The sequence below is a fragment of the Jatrophihabitans sp. genome (assembly GCA_036399055.1).
GTDB lineage: Bacteria > Actinomycetota > Actinomycetes > Mycobacteriales > Jatrophihabitantaceae > Jatrophihabitans_A.
Genome location: DASWNX010000032.1, coordinates 17880 through 42671 on the forward strand (window position 1 = coordinate 17880; position 24792 = coordinate 42671).

At 70.2% G+C, this 24792-nt stretch carries 19 protein-coding genes; 13 read left to right on the forward strand and 6 right to left on the reverse strand.

What is annotated here, in order from left to right:
* The first annotated feature begins 31 nt into the window (after positions 1 to 31).
* Positions 32 to 1468 (forward strand): GuaB1 family IMP dehydrogenase-related protein, encoded by a 1437-nt coding sequence (locus VGB75_14605; GenBank protein ID HEY0168269.1) that lies wholly within the window; start codon positions 32 to 34, stop codon positions 1466 to 1468.
* A gap of 101 nt (positions 1469 to 1569) precedes the next feature.
* On the opposite strand, the gene VGB75_14610 is transcribed toward VGB75_14605, so the two are convergent.
* Complete coding sequence (locus tag VGB75_14610; protein HEY0168270.1) at positions 1570 to 5385, reverse strand: ABC transporter ATP-binding protein; 3816 nt, start codon at positions 5383 to 5385, stop codon at positions 1570 to 1572.
* A 64-nt stretch (positions 5386 to 5449) separates the two neighbouring features.
* On the opposite strand from VGB75_14610, the gene VGB75_14615 reads away from it, so the two are divergent.
* The gene (locus VGB75_14615; GenBank protein HEY0168271.1) at positions 5450 to 5632 is read left to right on the forward strand and encodes a hypothetical protein; all 183 of its coding nucleotides are present in this window, start codon (positions 5450 to 5452) and stop codon (positions 5630 to 5632) included.
* A 22-nt stretch (positions 5633 to 5654) separates the two neighbouring features.
* Here VGB75_14615 and ligD (VGB75_14620) read toward each other — a convergent pair whose 3' ends face one another.
* Together ligD (VGB75_14620) and ligD (VGB75_14625) are read right to left on the reverse strand one after the other, a co-directional pair.
* Positions 5655 to 6569 (reverse strand): non-homologous end-joining DNA ligase, encoded by a 915-nt coding sequence (gene ligD, locus VGB75_14620; GenBank protein ID HEY0168272.1) that lies wholly within the window; start codon positions 6567 to 6569, stop codon positions 5655 to 5657.
* Complete coding sequence (ligD, locus tag VGB75_14625) at positions 6559 to 7482, reverse strand: non-homologous end-joining DNA ligase (protein HEY0168273.1); 924 nt, start codon at positions 7480 to 7482, stop codon at positions 6559 to 6561. The genes ligD (VGB75_14620) and ligD (VGB75_14625) overlap by 11 nt, the downstream gene beginning before the upstream one ends.
* A gap of 59 nt (positions 7483 to 7541) precedes the next feature.
* Here ligD (VGB75_14625) and VGB75_14630 point away from each other — a divergent pair, with 59 nt between their 5' ends.
* The 3 genes from VGB75_14630 to VGB75_14640 all read left to right on the forward strand — a co-directional run bounded on the left by VGB75_14630 (position 7542) and on the right by VGB75_14640 (position 11193).
* Positions 7542 to 8525 (forward strand): Ku protein, encoded by a 984-nt coding sequence (locus VGB75_14630; protein HEY0168274.1) that lies wholly within the window; start codon positions 7542 to 7544, stop codon positions 8523 to 8525.
* Positions 8526 to 8724: 199 nt separating this feature from the next.
* Entirely contained in the window at positions 8725 to 9750 is a 1026-nt protein-coding gene (trpS, locus tag VGB75_14635; protein ID HEY0168275.1) for a tryptophan--tRNA ligase, read from the forward strand.
* Between the two features lie 63 nt (positions 9751 to 9813).
* A complete protein-coding gene (locus VGB75_14640; protein HEY0168276.1) occupies positions 9814 to 11193 on the forward strand; it encodes a hypothetical protein in 1380 nt (459 codons plus the stop codon).
* 71 nt (positions 11194 to 11264) lie between these two features.
* Here VGB75_14640 and VGB75_14645 read toward each other — a convergent pair whose 3' ends face one another.
* Positions 11265 to 12077 carry an exodeoxyribonuclease III gene (locus VGB75_14645; GenBank protein HEY0168277.1) on the reverse strand — a complete coding sequence of 271 codons (813 nt, stop codon included), beginning with the start codon at positions 12075 to 12077 and terminating at the stop codon, positions 11265 to 11267.
* Positions 12078 to 12171: 94 nt separating this feature from the next.
* Here VGB75_14645 and VGB75_14650 point away from each other — a divergent pair, with 94 nt between their 5' ends.
* Positions 12172 to 13059: an alpha/beta hydrolase gene (locus tag VGB75_14650; protein ID HEY0168278.1), complete on the forward strand. Its 888-nt coding sequence runs from the start codon at positions 12172 to 12174 to the stop codon at positions 13057 to 13059.
* 142 nt (positions 13060 to 13201) lie between these two features.
* Entirely contained in the window at positions 13202 to 14881 is a 1680-nt protein-coding gene (locus VGB75_14655) for a phospholipase D-like domain-containing protein (protein ID HEY0168279.1), read from the forward strand.
* A gap of 80 nt (positions 14882 to 14961) precedes the next feature.
* On the opposite strand, the gene VGB75_14660 is transcribed toward VGB75_14655, so the two are convergent.
* Positions 14962 to 16248: an ROK family protein gene (locus VGB75_14660; protein HEY0168280.1), complete on the reverse strand. Its 1287-nt coding sequence runs from the start codon at positions 16246 to 16248 to the stop codon at positions 14962 to 14964.
* 282 nt (positions 16249 to 16530) lie between these two features.
* On the opposite strand from VGB75_14660, the gene VGB75_14665 reads away from it, so the two are divergent.
* From VGB75_14665 to VGB75_14685, 5 genes are all read left to right on the forward strand, one after another.
* The gene (locus tag VGB75_14665; protein HEY0168281.1) at positions 16531 to 17625 is read left to right on the forward strand and encodes a Gfo/Idh/MocA family oxidoreductase; all 1095 of its coding nucleotides are present in this window, start codon (positions 16531 to 16533) and stop codon (positions 17623 to 17625) included.
* A 5-nt stretch (positions 17626 to 17630) separates the two neighbouring features.
* A complete protein-coding gene (locus VGB75_14670; protein ID HEY0168282.1) occupies positions 17631 to 19283 on the forward strand; it encodes a sugar ABC transporter ATP-binding protein in 1653 nt (550 codons plus the stop codon).
* The gene (locus VGB75_14675) at positions 19280 to 20365 is read left to right on the forward strand and encodes an ABC transporter permease (protein HEY0168283.1); all 1086 of its coding nucleotides are present in this window, start codon (positions 19280 to 19282) and stop codon (positions 20363 to 20365) included. Before VGB75_14670 ends, VGB75_14675 begins: the two co-directional genes overlap by 4 nt.
* A gap of 88 nt (positions 20366 to 20453) precedes the next feature.
* Positions 20454 to 21539: a substrate-binding domain-containing protein gene (locus VGB75_14680; GenBank protein ID HEY0168284.1), complete on the forward strand. Its 1086-nt coding sequence runs from the start codon at positions 20454 to 20456 to the stop codon at positions 21537 to 21539.
* Between the two features lie 147 nt (positions 21540 to 21686).
* Complete coding sequence (locus VGB75_14685) at positions 21687 to 22712, forward strand: sugar phosphate isomerase/epimerase family protein (protein HEY0168285.1); 1026 nt, start codon at positions 21687 to 21689, stop codon at positions 22710 to 22712.
* A gap of 27 nt (positions 22713 to 22739) precedes the next feature.
* On the opposite strand, the gene VGB75_14690 is transcribed toward VGB75_14685, so the two are convergent.
* Positions 22740 to 23126, reverse strand: coding sequence for a hypothetical protein (locus tag VGB75_14690; GenBank protein ID HEY0168286.1), 387 nt, complete (start codon positions 23124 to 23126; stop codon positions 22740 to 22742).
* 215 nt (positions 23127 to 23341) lie between these two features.
* Here VGB75_14690 and VGB75_14695 point away from each other — a divergent pair, with 215 nt between their 5' ends.
* A complete protein-coding gene (locus tag VGB75_14695; protein HEY0168287.1) occupies positions 23342 to 23893 on the forward strand; it encodes a DinB family protein in 552 nt (183 codons plus the stop codon).
* The last annotated feature ends 899 nt before the right edge of the window (positions 23894 to 24792 follow it).

Below are 24792 nucleotides of genomic sequence, written 5' to 3' on the forward strand. Positions count from 1 at the left end.
GCGGGGGCGTGGCGACTAGACTGTTGCAAACGTGGAGTTCCTCAACGGCCTGCGGCCGTCTCATGACCTGACCTACGAGGACGTTTTCATGGTCCCGCGGTCCTCCGACGTCGCCTCTCGCTTCGACGTGGATCTGTCCACCCACGACGGCAGCGGCGCGACCATTCCCCTGGTGATCGCCAATATGACGGCGGTGGCCGGCCGGCGGATGGCCGAGACGGTCGCCCGGCGTGGCGGGATCACCGTGCTGCCACAGGACATCCCGGTCGATGTGGTCGCCGAGGTGGTCAGCTGGGTCAAGCAGCGTGACCTGGTGCACGAGACGGCGCTCACGCTCGCGCCGACCGACACGGTGTCCGACGCCTTGGCGTTGCTGCCCAAGCGCGCGCACGGCGCCCTGGTGGTGGTGAGCCAGGGACGCCCGGTCGGAGTGGTCACCGAACGGGACTGCGCCGGGGTCGACCGGTTCGCTCAGCTGTCAGAAGTGATGTCGAGCCGGCTGCTGACGCTGCCCGCCAAGACCGGCGCTCGCGAGGCGTTCGACCTGCTGGCCGACGAACACCGCAGGCTGGCGCCAGTGGTGGACTCCGACGGCCTGCTGGTCGGGGTGCTGACCCGGACGTCGGCGTTGCGCTCGACGATGTACGACCCGGCGGTCGATGCCGCCGGCCGGTTGCGGATCGGCGCGGCGCTGGGTGTCAACGGCGATGTCCGAGCCAAGGCCGAGCGGCTGCTGGCCACCGGCGTCGACCTGCTGGTGATGGACACCGCGCACGGGCACCAGCATCGGATGATCGAGGCGCTGGCCGCCGTCCGCTCGATCGATCCGGGCGTGCCGGTGGTGGCCGGCAACGTGGTGTCGGCCACCGGGGTCGTGGACCTGATCGAGGCCGGCGCGGACATCGTCAAGGTCGGGGTCGGTCCGGGCGCCATGTGCACCACCCGGATGATGACCGGCGTCGGACGCCCGCAGTTCTCGGCCGTGCTCGAATGCGCCGAGGCCGCCCGCGCCCTCGGCAAGCACGTCTGGGCCGACGGCGGTGTGCGGCACCCGCGCGACGTCGCGCTGGCCCTGGCTGCCGGCGCCTCGTCGGTGATGATCGGCTCGTGGTTCGCCGGCACCTATGAGTCTCCGGGTGATTTGAAAGTGGCCGCGGACGGCCGCGCGTACAAGGACAGCTTCGGGATGGCCTCGGCCCGGGCGGTCGCCAGCCGCACCTCGGCCGAGTCGGCGTTCGACCGAGCCCGCAAGGCCTTGTTCGAGGAGGGGATCTCCACCGGACGGCGGTACCTGGACCCGGCGCGGCCTGGCGCCGAGGACCTGATCGACGCGATCATCGCCGGTGTCCGGTCCTCCTTCACCTACGCCGGCGCCCGGACGATCGCCGAGTTCACGCAGCGGGCGATCGTCGGAGTCCAGAGCAGCGCCGGTTACGCCGAGGGCCGGCCGCTGCAGTCCGGTTGGTGAGGCCGGTCGGCGATATCGGGCCGGCGGAGGTCGGTCCTCCCGATCACCAGCACGGTGAGCGGGCGCTAGTAGATGACCCGCGTCCTAGGGTGAGCGGGGCGCTAGTCGATGACCGCGCCCTGGGCCGGCACGGGCCCGGTCACCTCAGCAGAGCCGTCGAGCGCTGAGCCGCCGGAGTAGGAACGCCAGAGCCGGGCGTAGCTGCCGCCGGCGGCCAGCAGCCGCTGATGGCTGCCGTCCTCGATGATCCGGCCGTCGTGGAGCACCACGATCCGGTCCGCGCGCGCCGCGGTGGTCAGCCGGTGCGCGACGGTGACCGTCGTCCGGTGCCGGCTGAGCCGCTGGGTCGCCTCGGTCACCAGCGCCTCGCTTGCCAGGTCGAGCGCCGCGGTGGCCTCATCGAGCAACAGGATGTCGGGGTCGACGAGCTCAGCGCGGGCCAGCGCGATCAACTGCCGCTGGCCGGCCGACAGGTTGCGGCCCCGCTCGCCCACCTGGTGCAGGTAACCGCCGCTCAAGCGCGCCACCATCTGATGCGCTCCGACCGCCTTGGCGGCCCGCTCCACCTCGGCGTCGGTGGCCTGCGGCCTGCCGTAGGCGATCGCGTCGCGGATCGTCCCCGGCGAGAGGTAGGCCTCCTGCGGGACGATGCCCAGACGCTGGCGGTAGCCGGGGAGTTCCAGCTCACGCAGATCCCGCCCGTCCACCTCGACCGCGCCCGCGGTCGGGTCGTAGAACCTGGCGATCAGCTTGACCAGGGTGGATTTTCCTGCGCCGGTCTGACCGACCAGTGCCACCGACTGCCCGGCCGGGATGCGCAGGTCGATGCCGCTGACGGCCGGCTTGGCCGCCGAGGAGTAAGCGAAGCAGACATCGGTCAGGGTGATCTCGCCGCGCAGTGCCGGCACCGGCAGCGCGCCGGGCCGTTGCGGCGTGCCCGTCGGCGTGCGCAGCAGGTCCTTGAGCCGGGACAGCCCGACCGAGGCCTGCTGGTAGCCGTCGAAGACCTGAGACAGCTGCTGGACCGGTCCGAAGAAGGCGTCCAGGTACAGGAAGAAGGCGATCAGCGAGCCGACCGAGAGGTTGCCCTGGGCCAGCCGGTGCGCGCCGAAGGCCAGCACCGCCGCGCCGGAGAGGTCGGCGAGCAGCTGCACGAACGGAAAGTAGGCCGCGATGTAGCGCTGAGCCCGCAACCGGGAGTCGCGGTAGCTCCGTGCGGCTCCCAGGAACGCCTGGGCGTTGTGCTTCTCGCGGCTGAACACCTGCGCCACCCGGACGCCGGCCACGTTCTCCTGGAACTGGGCGTTGACCGTGCTGACCCGCTCACGGGCCTCGAGGTAGGCAGGCGCGGACAGCCGCCGGAACACCAGGGTGGCCGCGATCAGGACCGGCAGCACGACCACCAGCACCAACGCGAGCTCGGCGTCGAGCAGCAGCAGCGCGACCAGCACGCCGATCAGGGTCAGCAGGCTGATCAGCGCCGAGGCCAGGCCGGTCTGCAGGAAGTTCGACAACGCGTCCACGTCGGTCGTCATCCTGGTCATGATCCTTCCGCCCAGCTCGCGCTCGTAGTAGTCCAAGCTGAGCCGTTGCAGGTGCGCGAACGCCTTGACCCGCAAGGTGTAGAGCAGCCGCTCGCCGGTGCGCCCGGTCACCCGCTGGCCGGCCGCGGCGACCGCCCAGTCGACCAACAGCACCCCGAAGGCGATCGCCGAGACGATAAACAGCACCTCTGAATGCCGCTCGGCGACGCCACGGTCGATGCCGGTGCGGATCAGGGACGGCAGGGTCAGCTGCAACACCGCGTCCAGCCCGATCAAGCCGATGCCGAGGGCGAAGGCCAGCCGCAACGGCGCCAGCAGCCTGCGCAGGGTGAACTGGGGATCGGCGGCCTGGGCCGCGGACTCGTCGATGCCCGGATCGTCAGTGGCCGGGGGCAATGCGGCGACCTTGGCCAGCAGGTCATCGGTGGCCGGGACGGCGTCGAACAGTCCGCGGCCGGCGCCCATCGGCCCGGTCTGGGCGGCCCGGCGCACCTGGCTCGTGGCCACCTCCACCGGGTCGGGCTCGACCGGCGGCTGCCACAGCGCGGTGCTCACCCCGTCGACGACCTCGGAGGCGACCGGCTCGGCGCGGGTCAGCTCACCGGCGTCGATGCCCTCAGCGTCCTCGCCGGGGCCGCCCAGCAGCAACCGGAACAGCGCCGATCGCCGCATCAGCTCATCGAAGCTGCCGATGTCAGCGACCCGGCCGTGCTCGAGCACCGCTATCCGATCAGCCAGTGCGAGCGTCGAGCGGCGGTGCGCGATCAGCAGCGTGGTGCGGCCCTGGATCAGCTGGCGCAGGGTGGCCAGGATCTCGGCCTCCACCCGGGGGTCGACCGCGCTGGTCGCGTCGTCGAGCAGCATGATCCGCGGGTCGGTGAGCAGCGCTCGGGCCAGCGCGATGCGTTGGCGCTGCCCCCCGGACAGCGTCAGACCGCGCTCGCCGACCACGGTGTCATAACCCTGCGGCAGGTCGGCGATGAAGCCGGCGGCCTCGGCGGCCTCGGCCGCGGCGACGATCCGCTCCGGGCTGGCGTCCGGGCGGCCATAGGCGATGTTGGCCGCGATCGTGTCGGAGAACAGGAAGCTGTCCTCGAAGACCATCCCGATAGTGGCGCGCAGCTCGGCCAGCCGGACCTGGCGCACGTCGACGCCGCCGACGCTCAGCGATCCGGAGTGCGCGTCGTAGAAGCGGGGGACCAGCATCGCCAGAGTGGACTTGCCCGATCCGGCGCCGCCGACGATCGCGACGGTCTCACCCGGCTCGACGCTCAGGTCCAGGCCGCGCAGCACCGGGCTGGAACGGGTGTAGCCGAACTCGACGCCGGTGAACCGCAGGCCGAGCGGGCCGTCCGGCAGCGGCAGGGGCTCGGCCGGGTCGCGCACTTCGGGGGAGGAGTCGATCACCTCCAGGACCCGCTGCACGCCGGCCCGGGCCTGCTGGCCGATGGTCAGCAGCGCGCTCATGCCCCGCACCGGGCCGACCATCTGGCCGAGGTAGGTGGAGAACGCCAGAAAGGTGCCCAGGGTGATCCGGCCGTGCAGCGCCAGCCAGCCGCCGACCAGCAGCACCCCGACCTGACCCAGCGCCGGCACGGCGGTCAGCGCCGTGGAGTACTTGGCTTGCAGCCGGACCACCCGCATCCGCTGCGCGAACAGGGTCCTGGCCCGGCTGCTGAGCTCGAGCACCTCGCGGTGCTCCTGGCCGAAGCCCTTGACCACCCGGACGCCGGTGACCGCGGCCTCTACCTGGCCGACCAGCTCACCGGCCTGCAGCTGGGCCGCCCAGTTGGCCGGAAACAGATCCCGCGAGGACAGCCGCGCGATGAGCCAGAGCGCCGGCACGATCCCCACCGCCACCAGGGTCAGCACCGGCGACAGCCACACCATGGCGACCAGCGAGATCAGAAACAGCAAGCCGTTTCCGGTCAGCACCGGCAAGAAGGACAGCAATCCCTGGACCAGGCCGACGTCGCTGATCGAGCGGCTGACCACCTGGCCGGTCTGCAGGGCGTCCTGGGCTGCGCCGTCCAGCCGCTGCATCGATTTGAAGACATCGGCGCGCAGGTCGTACTGGACGTCCAGAGAGAGCCTGCCGGCGGTGAAGCGGCGCGCGAAGGTCAGGGCGTACTGCAGCAGCGCGGCGCCGACCAGCAGGGCCACCCAGGGCGCCACCGAGGGCCGTCGCAGGCCCGGCTGAGGTGGCTGGCTGACGATGTCCACGACGTGCTTGACGATCAGGGGAACGGCTGCCAGCACCAGGGCGCCGGCCAGCGCCGCGCCGAAGGCGCCGAACAGGTCGAACCGGTGCCGCATGCAGTAACCGGCGAGCCGGCGAAGCCAGGACGGCGGACTGGGGGGTGTCGACGGCACCTGGCCATCCTAAGTGCGTGATCGTTAGACAGATGAACTAACCGCCGCGGGTTAGCCTTCAGCCATGATCGCCGGGTTGTGCGCAGGGTGCGGGCATGCCCGGGTCAACCAGACCCGGCGCGGTCCCAGTTACCTGCGCTGCCAGCTGGCCAGTCTCGACGCGGCCTATCCACGCTATCCGCGGCTGCCGGTGCTGCGCTGCGCCGGATACCGGCCGGCCGAAGGAGCGACCGAGCGGCAGGGCTAGCGGCCGGCCGGGGTAGGCGGTCTCAGACGGGCAGCCGTGCCGTGCCGCTGAGCAACCCGGCTGCCAGGTCGCCCTCGGTCTCGACCCGGCGAAGCACCTCGGCGCTGTCGAGCTGGCTCAGCCCCGGCGCCGCGAGCTCCTGCCAGGTGCGTGGCGCGGCCACCCAGGGCCGGGCCCGGCCGCGCAGCGAGTACGGGCAGATGGTCGTCTTGGCAGGGTTGTTCTGGCTCCAGTCCAGCAGCACCTTGCCGTCGCGCAACGCCTTGGTCATGTTGGAGACCATCAGCCGCGGGTGGCTCTTGGCCAGCGACTCGGCCAGCCGCTTGGCGTAGCCGTTGACGACATCGGCGCTCTGCGAGCCGTCCAGCGGGACGTAGAGCTGCAGCCCCTTGCTGCCGCTGGTGACCGGAACGGCGGCCAGGCCGTCCTCGGCCAGCCGGTCCTTGATCAGATGGGCGGCCTCGGCGCACTCAGCCAATCCGGCCGGCGGACCGGGGTCGAGGTCGATCACCAACCGGCTCGGGTTGCGCACCGCGCCGCGCGGGCCGACCGTCCACTGCGGCACGTGCAGCTCCAGGGCGGCGAGGTTGACCATCCAGATCAGGTCGGCGGTCTGTCGCAGCACCGGAAAGACCAGGGTCTCGCGATTGCGGGACGAACCTGGGGTGGGGAGCGTGACGGTGCGCAGCCAGTCCGGCGCGTAAGCAGGGGTGTTCTTCTCGAAGAACGGCTTGCTGTCGGTGCCGTCGGGCCACCTGATCCGGGTCACCGGGCGGTCTGCCAGCTGGGGCAGCAGCACCGGCGCGATCCGGGCGTAGTAGTCGAGCACCTCTGCCTTGGTGGTGCCTGCCTCGGGATAGAGCACCTTGTCCAGGCGCTTGAGCTTGAACTGGTGGCCGTCGACGTGGATCAGCTGCTCGTCTGGTTCAGGACTCACGCCGCACCTCAGCAGGCGTCAGGTCGGTCCGGACGCCGCGGAACACCGGCTGGCGCAACCGGTCGCCGGGCGTCCAGCCGAGGTGACGCACCTCGACCACGAGGGCCGGCTCGCACCAGGTGGCGCCAGCCGCGTCCAGCCGGGGCACCTCGGTGCTGAACGGCGACTGGGCCAGTCGCAGCGGCCCGAGCAACCGTGTCAGGTCCTGGCCCGTGGACCGGCTGATCCCGCTGCCGACCCGGCCGGCGAAGCTCAGGCCGCCGGCTCCGTCCGGCACGCCCAGCAGCAGCGCCCCGATCTGCTCGGCAGAGCCGGCCTCGGGCCGCCAGCCGCCGACCAGGCACACCTGGTGCAGGCGGTGCGCCGTCTTGACCCAGTCCGGGCTGCGCCGCCCGGGTTGATAGGTCGAGCGGCGGCGCTTGGCCACCACGCCTTCCAGCCCCTGGTCCAGGGTGGCCGCCAGCAGCGCCGGGCCGTCGGCGTAGATCGGTGAGCGGCGCCAGGTCTGCTCCGGCAGGCTCAGCCGGTCCAGGCTGGTCCGGCGCTCGGCCAGCGGCCGCTGGGCCAGGTCCACGCCGTAGAGCCTCAGCAGGTCGAAGGCCATCACCGTCACCGGCTGCGTCTGGGCCAGCTCGCGGGCCCGGCGCTCGTCGGCGACGTGCATCCGCTCGGCCAGCGCGGCGAAGGAGGGCGTCCCCTCCCGCAGCGCGATGATCTCGCCGTCGATCAGGGCGTCCTTGACGCCGGCCAGCACCGAGTCCAGCTCGGGAAAGCTGACGGTCACGTCCCGGCCGGTCCGGGAGAACAACCGCAGGCCGGTTGCGCTGACATCGGCCAGCACTCGCATACCATCCCACTTGACTTCGTGCTGCCAGTCCTCGCCAATGGGTTGTGGGCCGGGTGTGGCGAGCATCGGTCGCATAAGATCATGTTTCCTGTGAGGACGAGTCGCCGCCACCGTGAGGAGTGGGTATGAGAGCCATCTGGAAAGGTGCGGTGTCCTTCGGGTTGGTGAACGTGCCGGTGCGGTTGTTCGCCGCCACCGAGGAGAACGATATCCGGTTCCATCAGGTGCACCGCGAGGACGGCGGCCGGATCCGTTACAAGCGCACTTGCAGCGTGTGCAACGAAGAGGTCGCCTTCGACGCGATCGCCAAGGGCTATGAGACCAGCGACGGCCAGTTGGTGATCCTCACCGATGAGGACCTGAACCAGTTGCCGGTCGCCACCAGCCACGAGATCGACGTGGTGGAGTTCGTGCCGAGCAGCCAGGTCGACCCGATCCTGTTCGCCAAGACCTACTACCTCGAGCCGGACGCCAAGGCCGCCAAGCCCTACGCCCTGCTGCGCGAGGCGCTGATCGAGACCGAGCGGATGGCCATCGTGAAGGTGGCGCTGCGGCAGAAAGAGACGCTGGCGGTGCTGCGGGTGCGCGACAAGGCGATCCTGCTGCAGACCATGCTGTGGCCCGACGAGATCCGCAAGCCGGACTTCGCGGTGCTCGACACCGAGGTGGAGTTGCGCCCGCAGGAGTTGAAGATGGCCGCCTCGCTGGTCGAGAGCATGGCCGCCGACTTCGAGCCCGAGGGCTTCACCGACAGCTACCGCGAGGCGGTGGTCGAGCTGATCGACGCCAAGCTCGAGCGCGGCGAGTCCGCCCAACTGCCCGACACCGGCAAGAAGGAGAAGGCCGGCAAGACCAGCGAGGTGGTGGACCTGCTCACCGCGCTGCAGCGCAGCGTCGACCGGGCCCGGGGCGTGCCCGCCGACGGCGCGGCCGAGTCCGGCGACACGGCCAAGGCAAGCGAGCCGGCCGAGGCGGAGCCGGCGAAGAAGGCCGCGGCCAAGAAGTCCGCCCCGGCGAAGAAGGCGCCGCCTGCCAAGAAGGCGCCGGCGAAGAAGGCGGCGTCGAGCAAGGCCGCTCCAGCGAGGAAGGCCGCGTCCAAGAGCGCCTGAGCGGCGCCGCGGTGGCGCGATCCTTGCTACCGTAAGGGCATGTCCAGCTGCCTGGCGCCTGTCCAACGCAGCTGGCGGCTGTCCGGATAACGGACGGCGCCACACCCACCCTGATCAATCCAGCGAAGGGGCCGTCCTGCCGGACGGCCCCTTTTGCTGTGCTCCCGGCTGGATCGCCCCTCCTGTCAAGGAGGAAACCATGACAACGACGACGACCGTGCCGGCTGCCCGCACCGCGGCGGGGCCCGGGCTGCCGGCGCCGGGCCGGGTGCTGACCGGTGACCGCCCGACCGGCGGCCTGCACCTCGGGCACTACTTCGGCACGCTGGCCAACCGGGTCCGGCTGCAGCAGCAGGGATGCGAGCTGTTCGTGGTGGTGGCCGACTACCAGGTCATCACCGACCGGGACCGGCCGGAAAACCTCGCGCAGCTTCGCACGTCAATGGTGCTGGACTACCTGGCCTGCGGCATCGACGCCGACAACAGCGTGATCTTCGCTCACAGCGCGGCGCCGGCCCTGAACCAGCTGCTGCTGCCGTTCCTGTCACTGGTGAGCACCGGCGAACTGGACCGCAACCCGACTGTGAAGGAGGAGATCCGGATGGCGGGCCGATCTAAAGTCAACGGGTTGATGATGACCTATCCGGTGCACCAGGCCGCGGACATCCTTTTCTGCAAGGCGGAACTGGTGCCGGTGGGCAAGGACCAGCTGCCGCACCTGGAGCTGACCCGGTCCATCGCGCGCCGGTTCAACGACCGCTACGGCCCGGTTTTCCCTCTGCCCGAAGGGTTGCTCGGCGAGGTCGGCACGCTGCTGGGACTGGACGGCCGCAAGATGTCGAAGAGCCTGGGCAACGGCATCGCGTTGTCCGATGGCCCGGACCAGGTGGCGGCCAAGGTGCGAGCCGCCCGGACGGACTCCGAGCGGCGGATTAGCTATCACCCGCAGAGCCGGCCCGAGGTCGCCAACCTGCTCACCCTGGCCGGCCTCTGCCTGGGGGTGGCGCCGGCGGTGGTCGCCGAGCAGGTCGGCGCCGGGGGAGCCGCCGAGCTGAAGCGGGTGGTGACCGACTCGGTCAACAAGCTGCTGGCCCCGATCAGGGCTCGGCGCGCCTCGTTCGGACCTGGGGACGCCGCCGAGATCCTGCGCCGTGGCGCTAGCCGGGCCCGCGAGATCGCCGACGCCACCCTGGCCGAGGTCAACGCCGTGATGGGTATGGGATAGCACCTGCCTCGACGTAGGTAGCATGGTGTGCGCATACCTGCGCATACGATGAAGGTGGTTGTCATGGGTCGAGCGAACGTCTACCTGCCCGATGATCTGGAACGCCGGGTGAAGGCGGCCCAGATCCCGATCTCAGAGGTGTGCCAGCGCGCGCTGCTGGCCGCCGTCGAGGCGGCCGAGGGGGGTAGCCACCCGTTCGGCCCGCAGATCAGCCAGCAATTCCAGCGAGGCTGGCAGGCCGGCCTGAGCTGGACGCGCCAGGCCTCGCCCGAGGAGCTGCTGACGCTGCTGCGTGACCAGCGGCTGGCAGAGATCCCGGCCGAGCTGCTGCCGGCCGATCAGTTCTCCCTCACCCAGGAGCAGGCGCTGGCCTGGGAGGCCGGTTTCATGGAGGGCGCTCGCGGCGCGGTCCGGATTCCGCGTCCGGCAGACACCACGGGAGCCACGGGGGCTGCAGGCGCCGCCGAGCCCGCGGCTGGGCAGCCGGGTCAGGCCTCAGGTCAGGCCGCGGCGTCAGGGGATGAGCCGGTTGAGGCCGCCGCCGAGGAGCCGGTGACCGTCTCAGCCACGCCGCGCCCCGAGGTGGACGAGCTTGGCGATGACTCAGGCTGCCAGATCGGGGTGACCCTCGACGGCAACCGGGTGTCCTTCGATCCGCACGCGGCCGTGCGAGCCGGCAAGAGCCCGGTGTTCGCCGTGCTGGGCCAGGCCGACGAGCGTGCCCGGCTGGTGCTCAGCGTGGCGCAGGACGCCGCGGCCCGGGGCACCGGCGTGGTGCTGGTCGACCTGTCCGGACAGCTCACCTCGCGGGCGGCCGGCCTGGGCAAGAACGTCCGGGTCCTGCGCCGGTCGCAGACCGCCGCGCCCCGGCTGGAGGACCTGGTGCAGGGGGCTGTCGGCCTGGGCGGGCTGTGGGACACCGTCGCCGGCCTGTCCCGCGGCGGCGGGCTGGCCGAGATGTTCACCGGCTCCTCGGATGAGCGGATCGAGCCCGGCTACGTCACGGTCATCGCGCTGTCCGGCGACAGCCTGGCCTCCGCGCTGCCCGCCATGCAGATCCTGGGCCAGCTCGCCTCCAAAGCCGACTTCCCCCGGCTGCTGCACGTGGACGTGCCGAGCGGCTTCAGCGTGCCGGCGCCGTTCGCGTCGCGGCTGGGCCGGATCGTGCGGACCGCGCGGCAGCAGAACGCCGCCGTCGGGCTGTCGGCCGAGAACGCCGACACCATCGGCCAGCTCGCCAGTGGCGGCGCGTTGCTGTCCACCGCGATCGCCTTCGCCACCAGCAGCCCGGCAGAGGCCGACCGGTTGCGCAACCTGCTCGGGGTGGACGCCCCCATCCTGGTGAACCCGCCGGGCGCCTCGGTGCGTCACAGCGACGAGACCTGGGCCGTGATGCGCGACCTGCACGGCCGGCTCGGCCAGGTCCGGATGGAAGGCTGGTGAAGCCGGCTAGGAACCCTGATTCTCTAGTCGGCTGATTCTCTAGTCGGCTGATCCTCTAGTCGGCTGATCCTCTAGTCGGTGAGGTCGAGCACCAGCGGCGCGTGGTCGGACGGGCCTTCGCCGCGCCGGGCGTCCCGGTCGACCCACGCTGACTGGACCCGCTGGGCCAGCGAGTCGTTGACCAGCGCGAGGTCGATCCGCATCCCGCGGCCCTTCTGGAACCCGAGCATCCGCATCTCCCAGAAGGTGTAGGGCGGCCGGATGTCGGCGGGGTCGATCGAGGCGCGCGGCATCAGGTCGACCAGCGGGGCGCCCGGATCGGCCTGCTGGATGGCGGCGACCGCGGCGCGTTCGGGCGCGCTGACATGGGTGGACCCGGCGAAGGCCGCGATGTCCCAGACGTCCTGGTCAAGCGGCGCCACGTTGAAGTCACCGAGCAGCCCGTACGGCGCGTCGGCGCCCAGCGTGGCCCGCTCCGCCGCGCACTGGGCGCGCAGAGCGTCGAGGAACTCCAGCTTGTACTCGAAGTGCTGGTGCCCGACCGTCCTGCCGTTAGGGACGTACAGCGACCAGAGCCTGACGCCGGCGCAGGTCGCCCCGATCGCGCGGTCCTCCACAGCCCCGTCGAAGGACGGCTGGCCGGCCAGCCCGCGGGTCACATCGTCCAGCCCGACCCTGGACAGGATGCCCACCCCGTTCCACCGGCCGCTGCCCAGGTGCGCTGACTCATAACCCGCCGCCTGCAGTTCGGCAGCCGGCCAGGACTGCTCGGTGGCCTTGGTCTCCTGGACCAGCAGGACGTCGGGCTGGCGTAGCTCCAGCCAGGACAGCAGCCGCGGCAGCCGGGCCTTGACGGAGTTGAGGTTCCAGGTCGCGATGCGCATCTGTCGATACTGTCATCGCCCCGGCCCGGCACTGCAGGCTGGATCGCCGGCTCAACGCTGTCGCAGCGGCGCGCCGTCGGGCAGAATCCGTTCGATGGCGCACCGGTTGACGACGATCAAGGCCTCCGACGGGCGCGCGCTCGGCGTCGCGCAGTGGGGAGACCCGGACGGCTCTGCTGTGTTCGGGCTGCATGGCACTCCGGGCTCGCGGTTCGGCCGACCTCCGGACGAGGCAGGCCTCGCCCGCGCCGGGCTGCGGGTGCTGACCTATGACCGGCCGGGCTATGGGGTGTCCGAGCGCCGGCCCGGGCGACGGGTGGTCGACTGCGCTGAGGATGTCGCCGCCATCGCCGACGCCTTGGGCCTCGACCGGTTCGCGGTCACCGGCGGGTCCGGCGGCGGGCCGCACGCGCTGGCGGTGGCCGCCAGGCTCGCAAGCCGGGTGACGGCGGCCGAGTGCCGGGTCGGCGTCGCTCCCTTCGACGCCGAGGGCTTGGACTGGTGGGCCGGCATGGACCCGCAGAACGTCGAGGAATTCCGCTGGGCGCTTCAGGGCGAGCAGGTCCTGCGCGACAGGCTCGCGCCGCTGGCGGAGCAGGACCTGGCCCGGATCGCGAAGGATCCGTCGAAGATCCTGTCTGATGACTGGCAGCTTGCCGACGCCGACCGGGAGAAGCTTGCCCGCCCTGACGTGCAGCGGGTGTTCTCAGAAGACATGCGTGCCGCGTACGCCGCCGGGGTCTGGGGTTGGGTCGACGACGACCTGGCGTTCGTCACCGGATGGGGCTTTGACCTTGAGGAGATCGCGGTGCCGGTCACCGTCCGCTACGGCGCGCAGGACGTCCTCGTCCCCGCCGGTCACGGCGCCTGGCTGGCCGCACACGTCCCCGGAGCGAGGGCCGTCGTCCACACCGAGGGCGGTCATCTGTCTGATCCCGACACCCGGGTCGAAGAGCTGCGCGCGCTGGTCGCGGCAGGTTGAACCGCCGTGACTTCGCACGGCGCTGGTCCCGGTGTATCAATCTTCGGTGGATCAAAACTCGGTGTACTAACTGGCCGGCGTTGGCCTCCTACACAGTGCTCGGCCATCACGGTGCGGGCGCCGACCCTGGCGGGAGGCCGCGGTGCGAGCACACGTTGAGAACGGCGGGCTCACCACGCACGCCGTCGCCGGCAACCACGCGGTCTTCTTCGGCTTCGACCTGAGCGAGCAGGCCCGTGACGGCTGCCTGGGAATCGCGCTGCACCGCGAGGATCTCACCGACCACACCTCGCGCTGGCTGTCAGGGTTCAAGACCTTCAAGTCCCAGATTCCCACGCCGGCGCTGACCGCGGTCTATCAGACCGAGGCGCAGCCGATCCAGGCGATGTGGTGGGGCGACTACACCGCCAAGCCCGCGCACCGTTACCGCTACACGGTGGTGCCGCGCTACGGCGTGCCCGGGGCGCTGACCAGCCGGGAGGCGGTCACGGCGACGGTCGAGGTCACCACTGACGACCCGGGCGCGGGCGTCCACGGGGTCTACTTCAACCGCGGCGTGGCGGCCAGCCAGGCCTACGCCGCCAGGTTCGGCGCCCCTCCGGACCAGTTGCCGCCCGACAAGCGCGCCGAGGCGATGAGGTGGCTCTCGCGTGGCTTGCACGAGGCGCTGATCGCCTTCCTCACTGACGGCGCGTCGGCGTCACTGGCCATCCGGGCCGCCGTCTACGAGCTCACCGAGCCGAGTGTGCTGGCTGCCTTCGCGCAGGCGCACGCCGCGGGCGCCGACGTCCGGATCGTCTATCACGCCAAGGGCGAGCAGGGGCAGCGCAACGAGGCGGCGATCCAGGCGGCCGTGCAGGCCTCGAACTTCGACCGCTCGATGCTGATTCCCCGCACCCGGGCGGTGATCGCCCACAACAAGTTCATCATCCGGGCCGACCGTGGGGCCGGCGGCGATGACACGATCAGGCCGAGGCAGGTGTGGACCGGGTCGACCAACCTCACCCAGGGCGGCATCTTCGGCCACTCCAACGTCGGGCACGTGGTGCGAGACGCCGAGGTCGCGCAGCGTTTTCTCGACTACTGGACGCAGCTGTCGGCCGATCCGGCCCGTCCGGCGCTGAAGGAGTGGGTCGGCACGCACAGCGCCTTCGACGCAGCCGGGCTGGCGGGCGGTGGCATCCACTCGCTGTTCAGCCCGCGCACCGCCATCGACCCGCTGGACTGGTACGCGGCCGGCTTCGCCGCGGCGCCGTCGAGCACCCACATCACGCTGCCCTTCGGGTTGGACGACAAGCACTTCGAGGCGCAGCTCGCCGACGCCCACACGCCGGGAGTGCTGCGCTTCGTGCTGCTCAACGCACCGGACAACCACCAGCGCGTGTGGTCGAAGGACCCGATGGTGCAGCTGGCCGTCGGCGCGCTGGGCACACCCGACTCGCTCAGCGGGTGGGCGGCAGAGCACCTGACCGGCTTCAACGGCCACGTTCCCTACCTGCACACCAAGATCCTGCTGCTCGGCCCGCTGTCCGACACGCCCACCACCATCACCGGCTCGGCGAACTTCTCCACCGCCTCGACGCAGGGCAACGACGAGAACATGCTCATCATCACCGGTGACACCGAGGTCGCCGATGTCTACTTCACCGAGTACAACAGGGTGTTCGACCACTTCTACGCCCGGTGGTGGGCTCAGCGAGTGCGGCAGAACGCCACCGACGCCCACGACTACCTCACCGAGGACGACAGTTGGCAGCGGCCGTACTGGCAGCGGGGGAGCCGCAAGAACGCCAAGCGGATCCTGTACTCGGGCAAGGGCTAGCGATAGAAGCAAGGGTTAGCGCCCCGCGTCTGAGCCGGCTCGTCTCAGCGGGGCAGCCCCTTCCGAGGCGCACCGCTGGCTCAGGCCGCGACGCCGCCGCCCGACAGGTCCGGGCGCCCGGCCGGCGAGCCGGCGGAGATCCAGTGGACCAGGCATTCGGGGGAGAAGAGCTGGTCGGCTGCCAGGAACGCCGCGCCCAGCAGCCCGGCGCGGTCCCCGAGCGGCGAGGTCTTGATCCGCAGATCGCGCGCGCTCAGGGCGGTGGAGCGGCCGTAGACCGTCCGCCGCAGCTCACCGAGGAAGATGTCGCCGCCAGAGCTGACCTGGCCTCCGAGGACGATGAGCGACGGGTTGTAGAAGTTCACCAGCGTCGCCAGGACGCGGCCCACCAACCGGCCCGACCGGGTGAGCAGGGCCAGGCTCGCCGGGTCGCCGGCGCTGGCGGCGGCCGTGACGTCGCGAGCGGTGATCGTGCCGGTGGCCTCCAGCACGGCGGCCAGCGCCGGGCTGCGGCCAGACCGGGCGGCCGCCAGTCCGTCGCGGCTGAGCGCGTACCCGCCGGCCAGGGCCTCCAGGCAGCCGGTGTTGCCGCAGCGGCACAGGACGCTGTCGTCGTCGAGCACCGACACGTGGCCGATGTCGCCAGCGGCGCCCTGCGCGCCGCGGTGCAGGCGCCCGGCGGAGATCAGCCCGGCGCCGATGCCGGTGCCCACCTTGACGTAGAGCAGCTCCAACTCGTTGCGCCCGATCCCGGTGCGCAGCTCGCCCAACGCCATGACGTTGACGTCGTTGTCGACCCAGGCCGGCGCCTGATAGGTGGCCGAGAGCCGGTCACGCACCGGGTAGTCATCCCAGCCGGGCATGATCGGCGGCGCGATCGGGCGGCCCTTGGAGAACTCGACCGGCCCGGGCAACCCGACGCCGACGCCCCACACCGGCGCCGCGACCAGCCGGGTGGCCAGCAGCTCGTTGAAGATCTGCTCGAGCCGGGCCAGCGTCGCTTCCGGGCCGCCCGCGACGTCGCAGGCCTCGGTGCGCTGGGCCAGCAGCACCCCGTCCAGATCGCTGAGGCCGGCCTGCAGCTCGGTGGCGCCCAGCTCGGCGACGAGCAGGCAGCCTGCCTCGGCGCGAAACCGCAGCTCGCGCGATGGCCGCCCTCCGGTGGACGGCGCCAGGCTGCCCTCGTCGAGCAGGCCCGAGTCGATCAGCTGGGTCACCCGCTGGCTCACGACGTTGCGGCCCAGGCCCAGATGCCGCGCGAGGTCGGGGCGGGTCCGCAGCCGACCCCCGCGCACGGCGGCGAGCACGGCGGCGAAGGAGTCGACCTGCTCAGCGGCCGGCCCCTCCGCAGGCAGCTTCGAGCTCATGCGTCACCTCATCTCTCCACGATCTCGTGTTAGCAGCAAAGGCCCTACTTAGGCTGTTCAGAGGCAAAAGTAGCAACGAAACTATCGGCAACTTCCATCCATACTGAAGAATCTAGCGCTAGAGGATTGACTTTCGCCTCTCGGATGCAATACTTCGAGCATCCTGCGATACCTCTCAGGCAGCTGCTTCGGATGAAAGGCAACCGTAATGGCGCCGATCTCGACACATGCGGACCGCCTCCGCGGCCTTGGCGCCCCAACCGGCGCGGATCGGCCGCGCGGATGAGGGCCGGCGTCCAGGCGGCGATCATCGGAACCGGCTTCATCGCCGGCGTGCACGCGCATGCGGTCCGGGCGGCGGGCGGCGAGGTGGTGGCCGTGCTCGGCAGCGGCGCGGCCACGACGGCCGCCGGCGTTCAGGCCATGGGCGCCCGGCGTGGCGCGGCGGACCTCGCCGAGTTGCTGGCAGCGCCGGAGATCGACGTGGTGCACATCTGCACGCCCAACCGCACCCACACCGAGATGGCACTAGCCGCGCTGGCCGCAGGCAAGCACGTGATCTGCGAGAAGCCGCTGGCGACCTCCGTCGCCGACGCACGCCGGCTGACCGAGGTCGCCGGTGACGCCGGACGGGTGGCCAGCGTGCCGTTCGTCTACCGCTTCTACGCCTCGGTCCGCGAGGCCAGGAACCGGATCGCCCGCGACTCGGCCGGCCCGCTGTGGCTGTTGCACGGCACCTACCTGCAGGACTGGTTGTCTGCCCACGACGCGACCAACTGGCGGATGGACCCGGCCCTCGGCGGCGCGTCGCGGGCTTTCGGCGACATCGGGGTGCACTGGTGTGACCTGATGGAGTTCACCACCGGGCACCGGATCACCCGCCTCGCCGCGCAGCTGGGCAGCGCCTACAAGGAGCGAAGCGTCGCAGACTCGCTGGCCGACCCTGGCACCGAGGACGGCGCGGTGGTCGTCTTCCAGACCGATCGCGGGGCCATGGGGTCAGTGGTCGTGTCCCAGGTGACTCCCGGTCGCAAGAACCGCCTGTGGTTCTCCTTCGACGGCCCCGACGCCTCGTACTCCTTCGACCAGGAGGCGCCCGAGGCGCTGTTTGTCGGCGGGCGCGAGCAGAACGTCGTCCTGATGCGCGGCACGGACGTCTTCGGACAGCCTTCCTCGACCTACTCACGGCTGCCGGCCGGCCACCCGCAGGGTTATCAGGACGCCTTCAACGCCTATGTCAGCGACGTCTACGCCGCCATGGACGGCAGCGCCCCCGACGGGCTGCCGATGTTCGACGACGGGCTGCGCGCGGCGGTCCTGACCCAGGCGGTGGTGGAGGCCGCGGCGTCGCAGACGTGGATAGAGGTGCCGGCGTGAGCGACATGACCGAGGGCCGCCCGAGCGCCGATGGAGCCGCTCAGAGTGCCGCTCACGGCGGCGCCGAGCCGCCGCTGCTGCAGCTCAAGGGCATCGTGAAGACCTTTCCCGGCGTGCGGGCCCTCGACGGCGTGGAGCTGGAGGTGCTGGCGGGCGAGGTGCACTGCCTGCTGGGGCAGAACGGCGCAGGCAAGTCGACCCTGATCAAGGTGCTGGCCGGCGTGCACCGCCCGGACTCGGGCTCCTTGCTCTGGCATGGACAAGAGACCTCGTTCAACGGGCCGCAGGCAGCCACCAAGGCGGGCATCGCCACGATCTACCAGGAGCTCGACCTCGTCGATGACCTGACGGTGGCTGAGAACATCTTTCTGGGGCACGAGCAGGCCGCCGCCGGCTTCGTGCGCCGCGGCCGGATGCGCGCCGAGGCCACCGCCGTCCTGCGCCGGCTCGGCCACGGCGACATCCCGGTGAACCGCAAGGTAGGACGCCTGCCGGCCGCGGCCAAGCAGATCGTGAGCATGGGGCGGGCGCTGTCGCACGAGGCTCAACTGCTCGTCATGGACGAGCCCAGCGCTGTCCTGGCCCACGACGAGGTGGCCAACCTGTTCCGCGTCATCCGCGAGTTGACCTCGCGCGGCATCGCGGTCGTCTACATCTCTCACCGGTTGGAGGAGATCCGCGAGATCGGTGACCGGGTGACGGTGCTCAAGGACGGGCGCACCTCGGCGGTCAACCTGCCGGCGCGCACCACGAGGACCGATGACCTGGTCACGCGGATGACCGGACGCAGCATCGAGTACGTCTTTCCCGAGCGGTCCCGGCGCGCCGAACTCATCGAACGCGCCGATGACAGCTCGACCCCGGCGCTGCTCGAGGTGACGGGACTGACCCGGCCGGGGGAGTTCGCCGACGTGTCGCTGTCGGTCCGCGAGGGCGAGATCGTGGGCATCGCGGGGCTGGTCGGGTCGGGGCGCTCGGAGTTGCTGGAGACCATCTACGGCGCTCGCAAGTCCGCCAGTGGCGAGGTGCGCTTGAGTGGCCGCCGGCTGCCGCCGGGCCGGGTCACCGGCGCCGTGCGGGCCGGGATCGGCCTGGCGCCTGAGGAGCGCAAGAGCCAGGCGCTGCTGCTGGAGGACAGGATCTACCGCAACGTCACCCTGGCCACGTTCGGCCGTTACGCCTCGGCCGGGCTCACCCGCGCCTCCGCCGAGCGCGCCGCCTCCGCCGAGATCGCCGACGTGCTCGCGCTGCATCCGCGCGGTGTCGACCGGCCGGTGAAGACGCTGTCCGGCGGCAACCAGCAGAAGGTCGTCCTCGGCCGCTGGCTGCTGGACCCCTCGAGCCCGACGGCGCCTGAGCAATCCGGGCGGTCACGGCGGTCCTCGGGCACCCGCCTGCTGCTGCTCGACGAGCCGACCCGCGGTGTGGACGTCGGCGCCCGGGCAGATCTGTACCGGGTCATCCGCCGGATGGCCGATGACGGCATGGGCGTGCTCATGGTCTCTAGCGAGGTGCCTGAGGTGCTGGGGCTGGCCGACCGCGTGGTCGTCATGCGCGAGGGCCGCGTCGTGCGCGAGGCGCCGGCCGGTGAGCTGAATGAGGAAACCGTCCTCGATCTCGTCATGGCGGGATCGCTACTGGAAGTGGACAGCCCATGACCGAACCCGTGAAGGTCGCCGTGCCGCCGGCTGAGGGATCCCCGGCCGAGGGATCACACGCAGGGGCCTCGGCGCAGCCGCCATCGGGCGGATCTTCCCTGCGTCGCTGGTTCCGCGACGACGCCAGCGAGCCGGTGCGCCGCAACCTCGGCCTGATAGCGGTGCTGATCGCCCTGTACGGGATCGGGGCGTGGAGTCGGCCGGACATCTTCTTGCACGCCGACCGGCTGTGGAGCAACGAGCTGACGGTGCTCACCCTCGCCTCGAGCATCGGCGTCGTGGCGATCGGGATGACCTTCGTCATCATCAGCGGCGGCATCGACCTCTCGGTGGGAGCGCTGCTGGCCCTGGCCAGCGTCTGGGCCACGACGCTGTCGACCCAGTCCTACGGCGCGGTGATGATGGTCTTCGTCGCCCTGATCGTGGGCACGGTCGCAGGACTGGCCAACGGCTTTCTCATCGCCTACGGCCGGATGGCGCCCTTCATAGCGACGCTGGCGACGATGGTGGCCGCCCGCGGCCTGGCCCAGAAGATCTCGGGCAAGCAGACCCAGGTGGTCAGCGTCAACGGCATCACCGACATCGCGCAGCGCAAGTTCCTCGGCGTCCCGTGGTTGGTCATCATCTTCGCCGTGGTCGCCGCGCTGGCCTGGGTGCTGCTCAACCGGACCACCTTCGGACGGCGCAGCGCCGCGATCGGCGGCAACGGCGAGGCCGCGCGCCTGGCCGGCATCAGCGTCCGCCGCACCCAGGTGATCATCTACGCGCTGTCGGGCCTGTGCTGCGGCATCGCCGCCCTGATGGTGACCGCGCAGGCCAACTCCGGCTCCTCCGACCACGGCAACCTCTATGAGTTGCAGGCCATCGCGGCGGTGATCATCGGCGGCACGGCGCTGGCCGGCGGGCGGGGCACCATCGTCGGCTCGGTGTTGGGCGTGCTGGTGTTCAGCCAGATCACCAACCTGTTCATCGTGAACAACCTGGCCATCGAGTACCAGTTGATCGCCCAAGGCGTGATCATCGTCGCCGCGGTCCTCATCCAGCAGTTCCGGGTCGGCTCACTACGGCGGCGTCCGGCGTGAGCGCCCGCCGACCGTTTCTCACCCACGCCGCTCCGGCGTCACCACGCTCAACGTCAGCAGCACACCCATCTCAACCGCGGAGGACGCAGTGAACTATCACAAGGACCATGAGCACGGCGGCAGCCGTCGTCGGCTATTCACCGGCGTCGTCGCCATCGCCGCCGCCGCGGGTGTGGTGCTGACCGGCTGCACCAGCAACACCCCCAAGCCGGCCGCCAGTTCCGCCGGAGGCTCGACAGCGGCGGCGCCGGCCGGCAACAGCGGTGGCGCGCAGGCGCCGGGCAAGAAGGTCCGGATCATGTTCTCCGGCCCGGTCGCCGACCACGGTTTCCTCGCGGCCATCAACCGGTTCGCCAAGGAGCAGGCGGCCAAGTACCCCGACGTCACCTTCACCGCGCTCGAGGCCGCGCCGGACGCACCGTCCCAGATCGCCGCGGTGCAGACCGCCATCGCCGAGAAGCCGGACGCGCTGATCATCTTCCCCCAGGACGGTGACCAGCTGACCGGCGTGGGCAAGGCGGCCACCGCCGCAGGCATCCCGGTGATCAACCTGGACCGCAAGTTCAACGACCAGAGCGCCTACCGGATGTTCCTGGCCGGCGACAACTACAAGGTGGGCTTCAACGCCGGCACCTACATCGGCAACAAGCTCAAGGGCAAGTCCGACGCCGTCATCGGCGAGATCACCGGCATCGCGACCCTGGCCCTGACCCGCGAGCGCTCCGAGGGGTTCAAGGACGCGCTGGCCATCCACGGCCTCAAGGTGACGCGGCAGGTCAACGCCTCGTTCACGGTGCAATCGGGCCAGGCGGCCATGGCCAACCTGCTGGCCGCGGCCCCGAAGCTCGACGCGGTGTTCAACCACGATGACGACCAGAACATCGGCTCCGAGGCGGCCGCCGCCCAGGCCAACCGCAAGGAGTTCTTCATCGTCGGCACCGCGGCCTCGAACACGATGCTCAAGCACATCAAGAACGGCGACGCCCGCATCGAGGCCGATGTGACGTTCACCCCGGCGATCGCCGCGACCGCGGTGTCGATGGCACGCCTGATCGCGCAGGGACGCTCCTCCGACGACCTGGCCGGCCTGCCGCTGCCCAGCAACATGCTCATCGACTCTGAGCTGGTCACCAAGGACAACGTCGCCCAGTACGAGAAGTTCGGCTGGGACTAGTCGTCAGCCAGCCTCGATAGAGTTCCCCGCCGAGGCTGACCCGGACGCGTCCCGGTCAGCCTCGGCGCCTAGCTTTCTGGTTATGTTCACTGGCTTCATCGCCTCACCTGCCATTACTGCTCGATCGCTTGAGAACGGGAGTCTTCAGTGCGTCGGCCCATCACGCTGTTCACCGGCCAGTGGGCCGACCTGCCTTTCGAAGAGGTGGCCCGGCTCGCGGCGAGCTGGGGCTACGACGGGCTGGAGATCGCCTGCTGGGGCGATCACCTCGACGTGGCAAGGGCGATCGCTGACCCGGCGTACCTGCAGACCCGGCGCGACATCCTCGACGCCCATGGGCTGAAGGTGTACGCCATCTCCAACCACCTCGCCGGGCAGGCGGTGTGCGACGACCCGATCGACGCCCGGCACCGCGACATGCTGCTGCCGGCTATCTGGGGAGACGGTGACCCCGAGGGCGTGCGGCAGCGGGCCGCGCAGGCGCTCAAGGACACCGCGGTGGTGGCGGCCAGGCTCGGCGTGGACACGGTGGTCGGGTTCACCGGCTCGGCCGCGTGGAAGTACGTCGCGATGTTCCCGCCGGTGTCGCAGGCTTTGATGGACGCGGCTTACCAGGACTTCGCCGACCGGTGGAACCCGATCCTCGACGTGTTCGACTCTGAGGGTGTGCGGTTTGCCCACGAGGTGCACCCGAGCGAGATCGCCTATGACTACTACACCACCGAGCGGGCGCTGGAGGCGATCGGGCACCGGCCGGCCTTCGGGCTGAACTGGGACCCGAGCCACTTCGTCTGGCAGGCCCTGGACCCGGTCATGTTCATCTGGGACTTCCGGGACCGGATCTATCACGTCGACTGCAAGGACACCCGGCTGCGGACCGGCAACGGCCGCCGGGGGGTGCTGGGCTCGCACCTGCCGTGGGCAGACCCGCGGCGGGGCTGGGACTTCGTCTCCACCGGCCACGGCGACGTGCCGTGGGAGGACTGCTTCCGGATGCTGAACACCATCGGCTACACCGGCCCGCTGTCCATCGAGTGGGAGGACGCCGGCATGGACCGCCTGGTCGGCGCGCCGGAGGCTCGCGAGTTCGTCGCCAATCTGGCCTTCGACCCGCCGTCCGCGGCCTTCGACGCCGCGTTCGCCAGCGCCAAGGACGACTCGCCCTCCGCGTGAAGGCCCCGGTCTTGAATTCGCTTGCGCTTACTGGGGGAACAGGTCGCCAATCGGCGCGATTATGTCGAACTCGCCGCAGACCCACACCGCGACGCCATCGCGCAGTCGGGCATTCAGCGGATGGGTGTTGGGATGCCTGGGGCAGTGCGGCCACACCGCGGGACGGCCCGCGAACCAGAGCGCCTCGACCTCGCCCTCCTGGAACTGATCAGCCAGGTGCACGACTCGGGCGGCCAGTGGCTGGTGTCGCGGCACGCTGATCCCGGCGCCGGTGCCGTCCTCCCACGACACCATGGCGCAGGCCTGTGACTCCTGATCGTCCCAATCGTTCGGTGACACCATCGGAACGATCGCGTCCGGCGTCTTCAGGTCGCGAGCGACGATCTCCCAGGCTTCCCATAATTCCGGAGCCATCCATTCCCTGAGGGTGGCCTAGTCCGGCGGCGGGGGAATAGGTCGCCACGGAAACGGCAGGTCGTCGACCGTGCCACCGGGGATCGCCACGGTGGTGACCTCGACTCGGACATAGCCGCCTTGGTGTTCCTCCATGCCGTCATCCAAGCACTCAGCCGGGAGCTGCCGCTCACAATCGGCTTGCTTGCGCTGCGCGGTGCCGCGAGCATGAAGGCATGACCAAGCCCCAGCACCGCGCCGACATGTTTATGGATCTCGACAAGGACCCGCGCGAGGGCGGGACATCGCTGGGCGACGAGCGGGCGACGCTGACCGAGTTCCTGCGCTGCCAGCGGCTGACCCTGCAGCTCAAGTGCGAGGGCTTGGACGCCGAGCAGCTCGCTAGGCGTTCGGTCGAGCCGTCGACGATGTCGCTGCTCGGGCTGCTCCGGCACATGGCCGAGGTCGAGCGCAGCTGGTTCCGGCGGCGGTTCGCAGGTCAGGATGTGCCCAAGCGCTACCAGTCCGATGACGAGCCCGACGGCGACTTTGACGGAGCGGCGCCCGATCAGGCGGTCGTGGATGAGGCGTGGGCCGCCTGGCGTGAGGAAGTCGCCTTCGCTGAGCAGTACGCGCGTGACACCGACCTGGGTTTCGTCGGCCACGCCAGCGACGGCACTCCCATCTCCTTGCGCGAGATGCTGGTTCACATGATCGAGGAGTACGCCCGCCACAACGGCCACGCGGACCTGCTCCGCGAACGCATCGACGGCCGCCTCGGCCAGTAGGAGCCCGCCGGTTGCTCGACCGGTTACAAGGCTTAAATGCCACTCGCCCGTCGAACGCGGCACGGCGATGCGCTGTGGCAACGTTCAGTCAGACACCTTCTGGTGTGCTATTGGCTGTTCGGTAGCCTCATCACGAGACGTGCGATTCGCTTACAAGGATGATCCCACCTGTGGTAATTCCAGACACGATAGATGATGGACAGCGAGCACTGTTGCAGTCGGTGTGGCAGCTCACCCTGCAATATGAACGTTGGCCGACGTTCGCTGAGGTCGACCGGCATCTATACCGCTCTCTAAGCCTTGATGCCCATGTCACGATGCAGGGCTTACCTCGCGAACTGCTCTACCCCGTGGCGAGGGAATTGCCATTGCAACCTGGGGAAGCACTACGGCTCACGGTCGCGGGAGCATCCACTTGCACGGGACCTGCCGAGACGCTCAAGTTGTTCGTTGATGTGGTTCGACTCGCGGCTGATCTGGAGCGTGACTGGATCGGACTTCCAGCAGAGCAAGACACTGAGCCCACACTGTCGAGCGCTGACCTAAGGAACCATCTCGTGCTACCCGCTGCAGGACGCGAAGCTCTGCTTCGCCAAGTGGGGCATTTTCTCTCCGTTGAACCTTGGGGATGGACAAGCGGCGGCTCAGATGGGAACGGTGGATGGCGGTTCTCGTTCGATCGACGCGTCCGACGGTTCCGTGACGTAACGGACCTTCAGGATTACTGGAGCCGGCGGATGACGCAGGCTGACATCCGCCAACGTTCACCTCAAATAGGGGAGGGATCTGTGCCCGCTACCGGAGACTCGACACAAGTAGCCCTCTCGCAATCTGCCGTAGCTTCGACTGAAGAAGAACAGTGGCTGGATCCTGTTTCTGAGGACGCCCTGCGGGCTGTC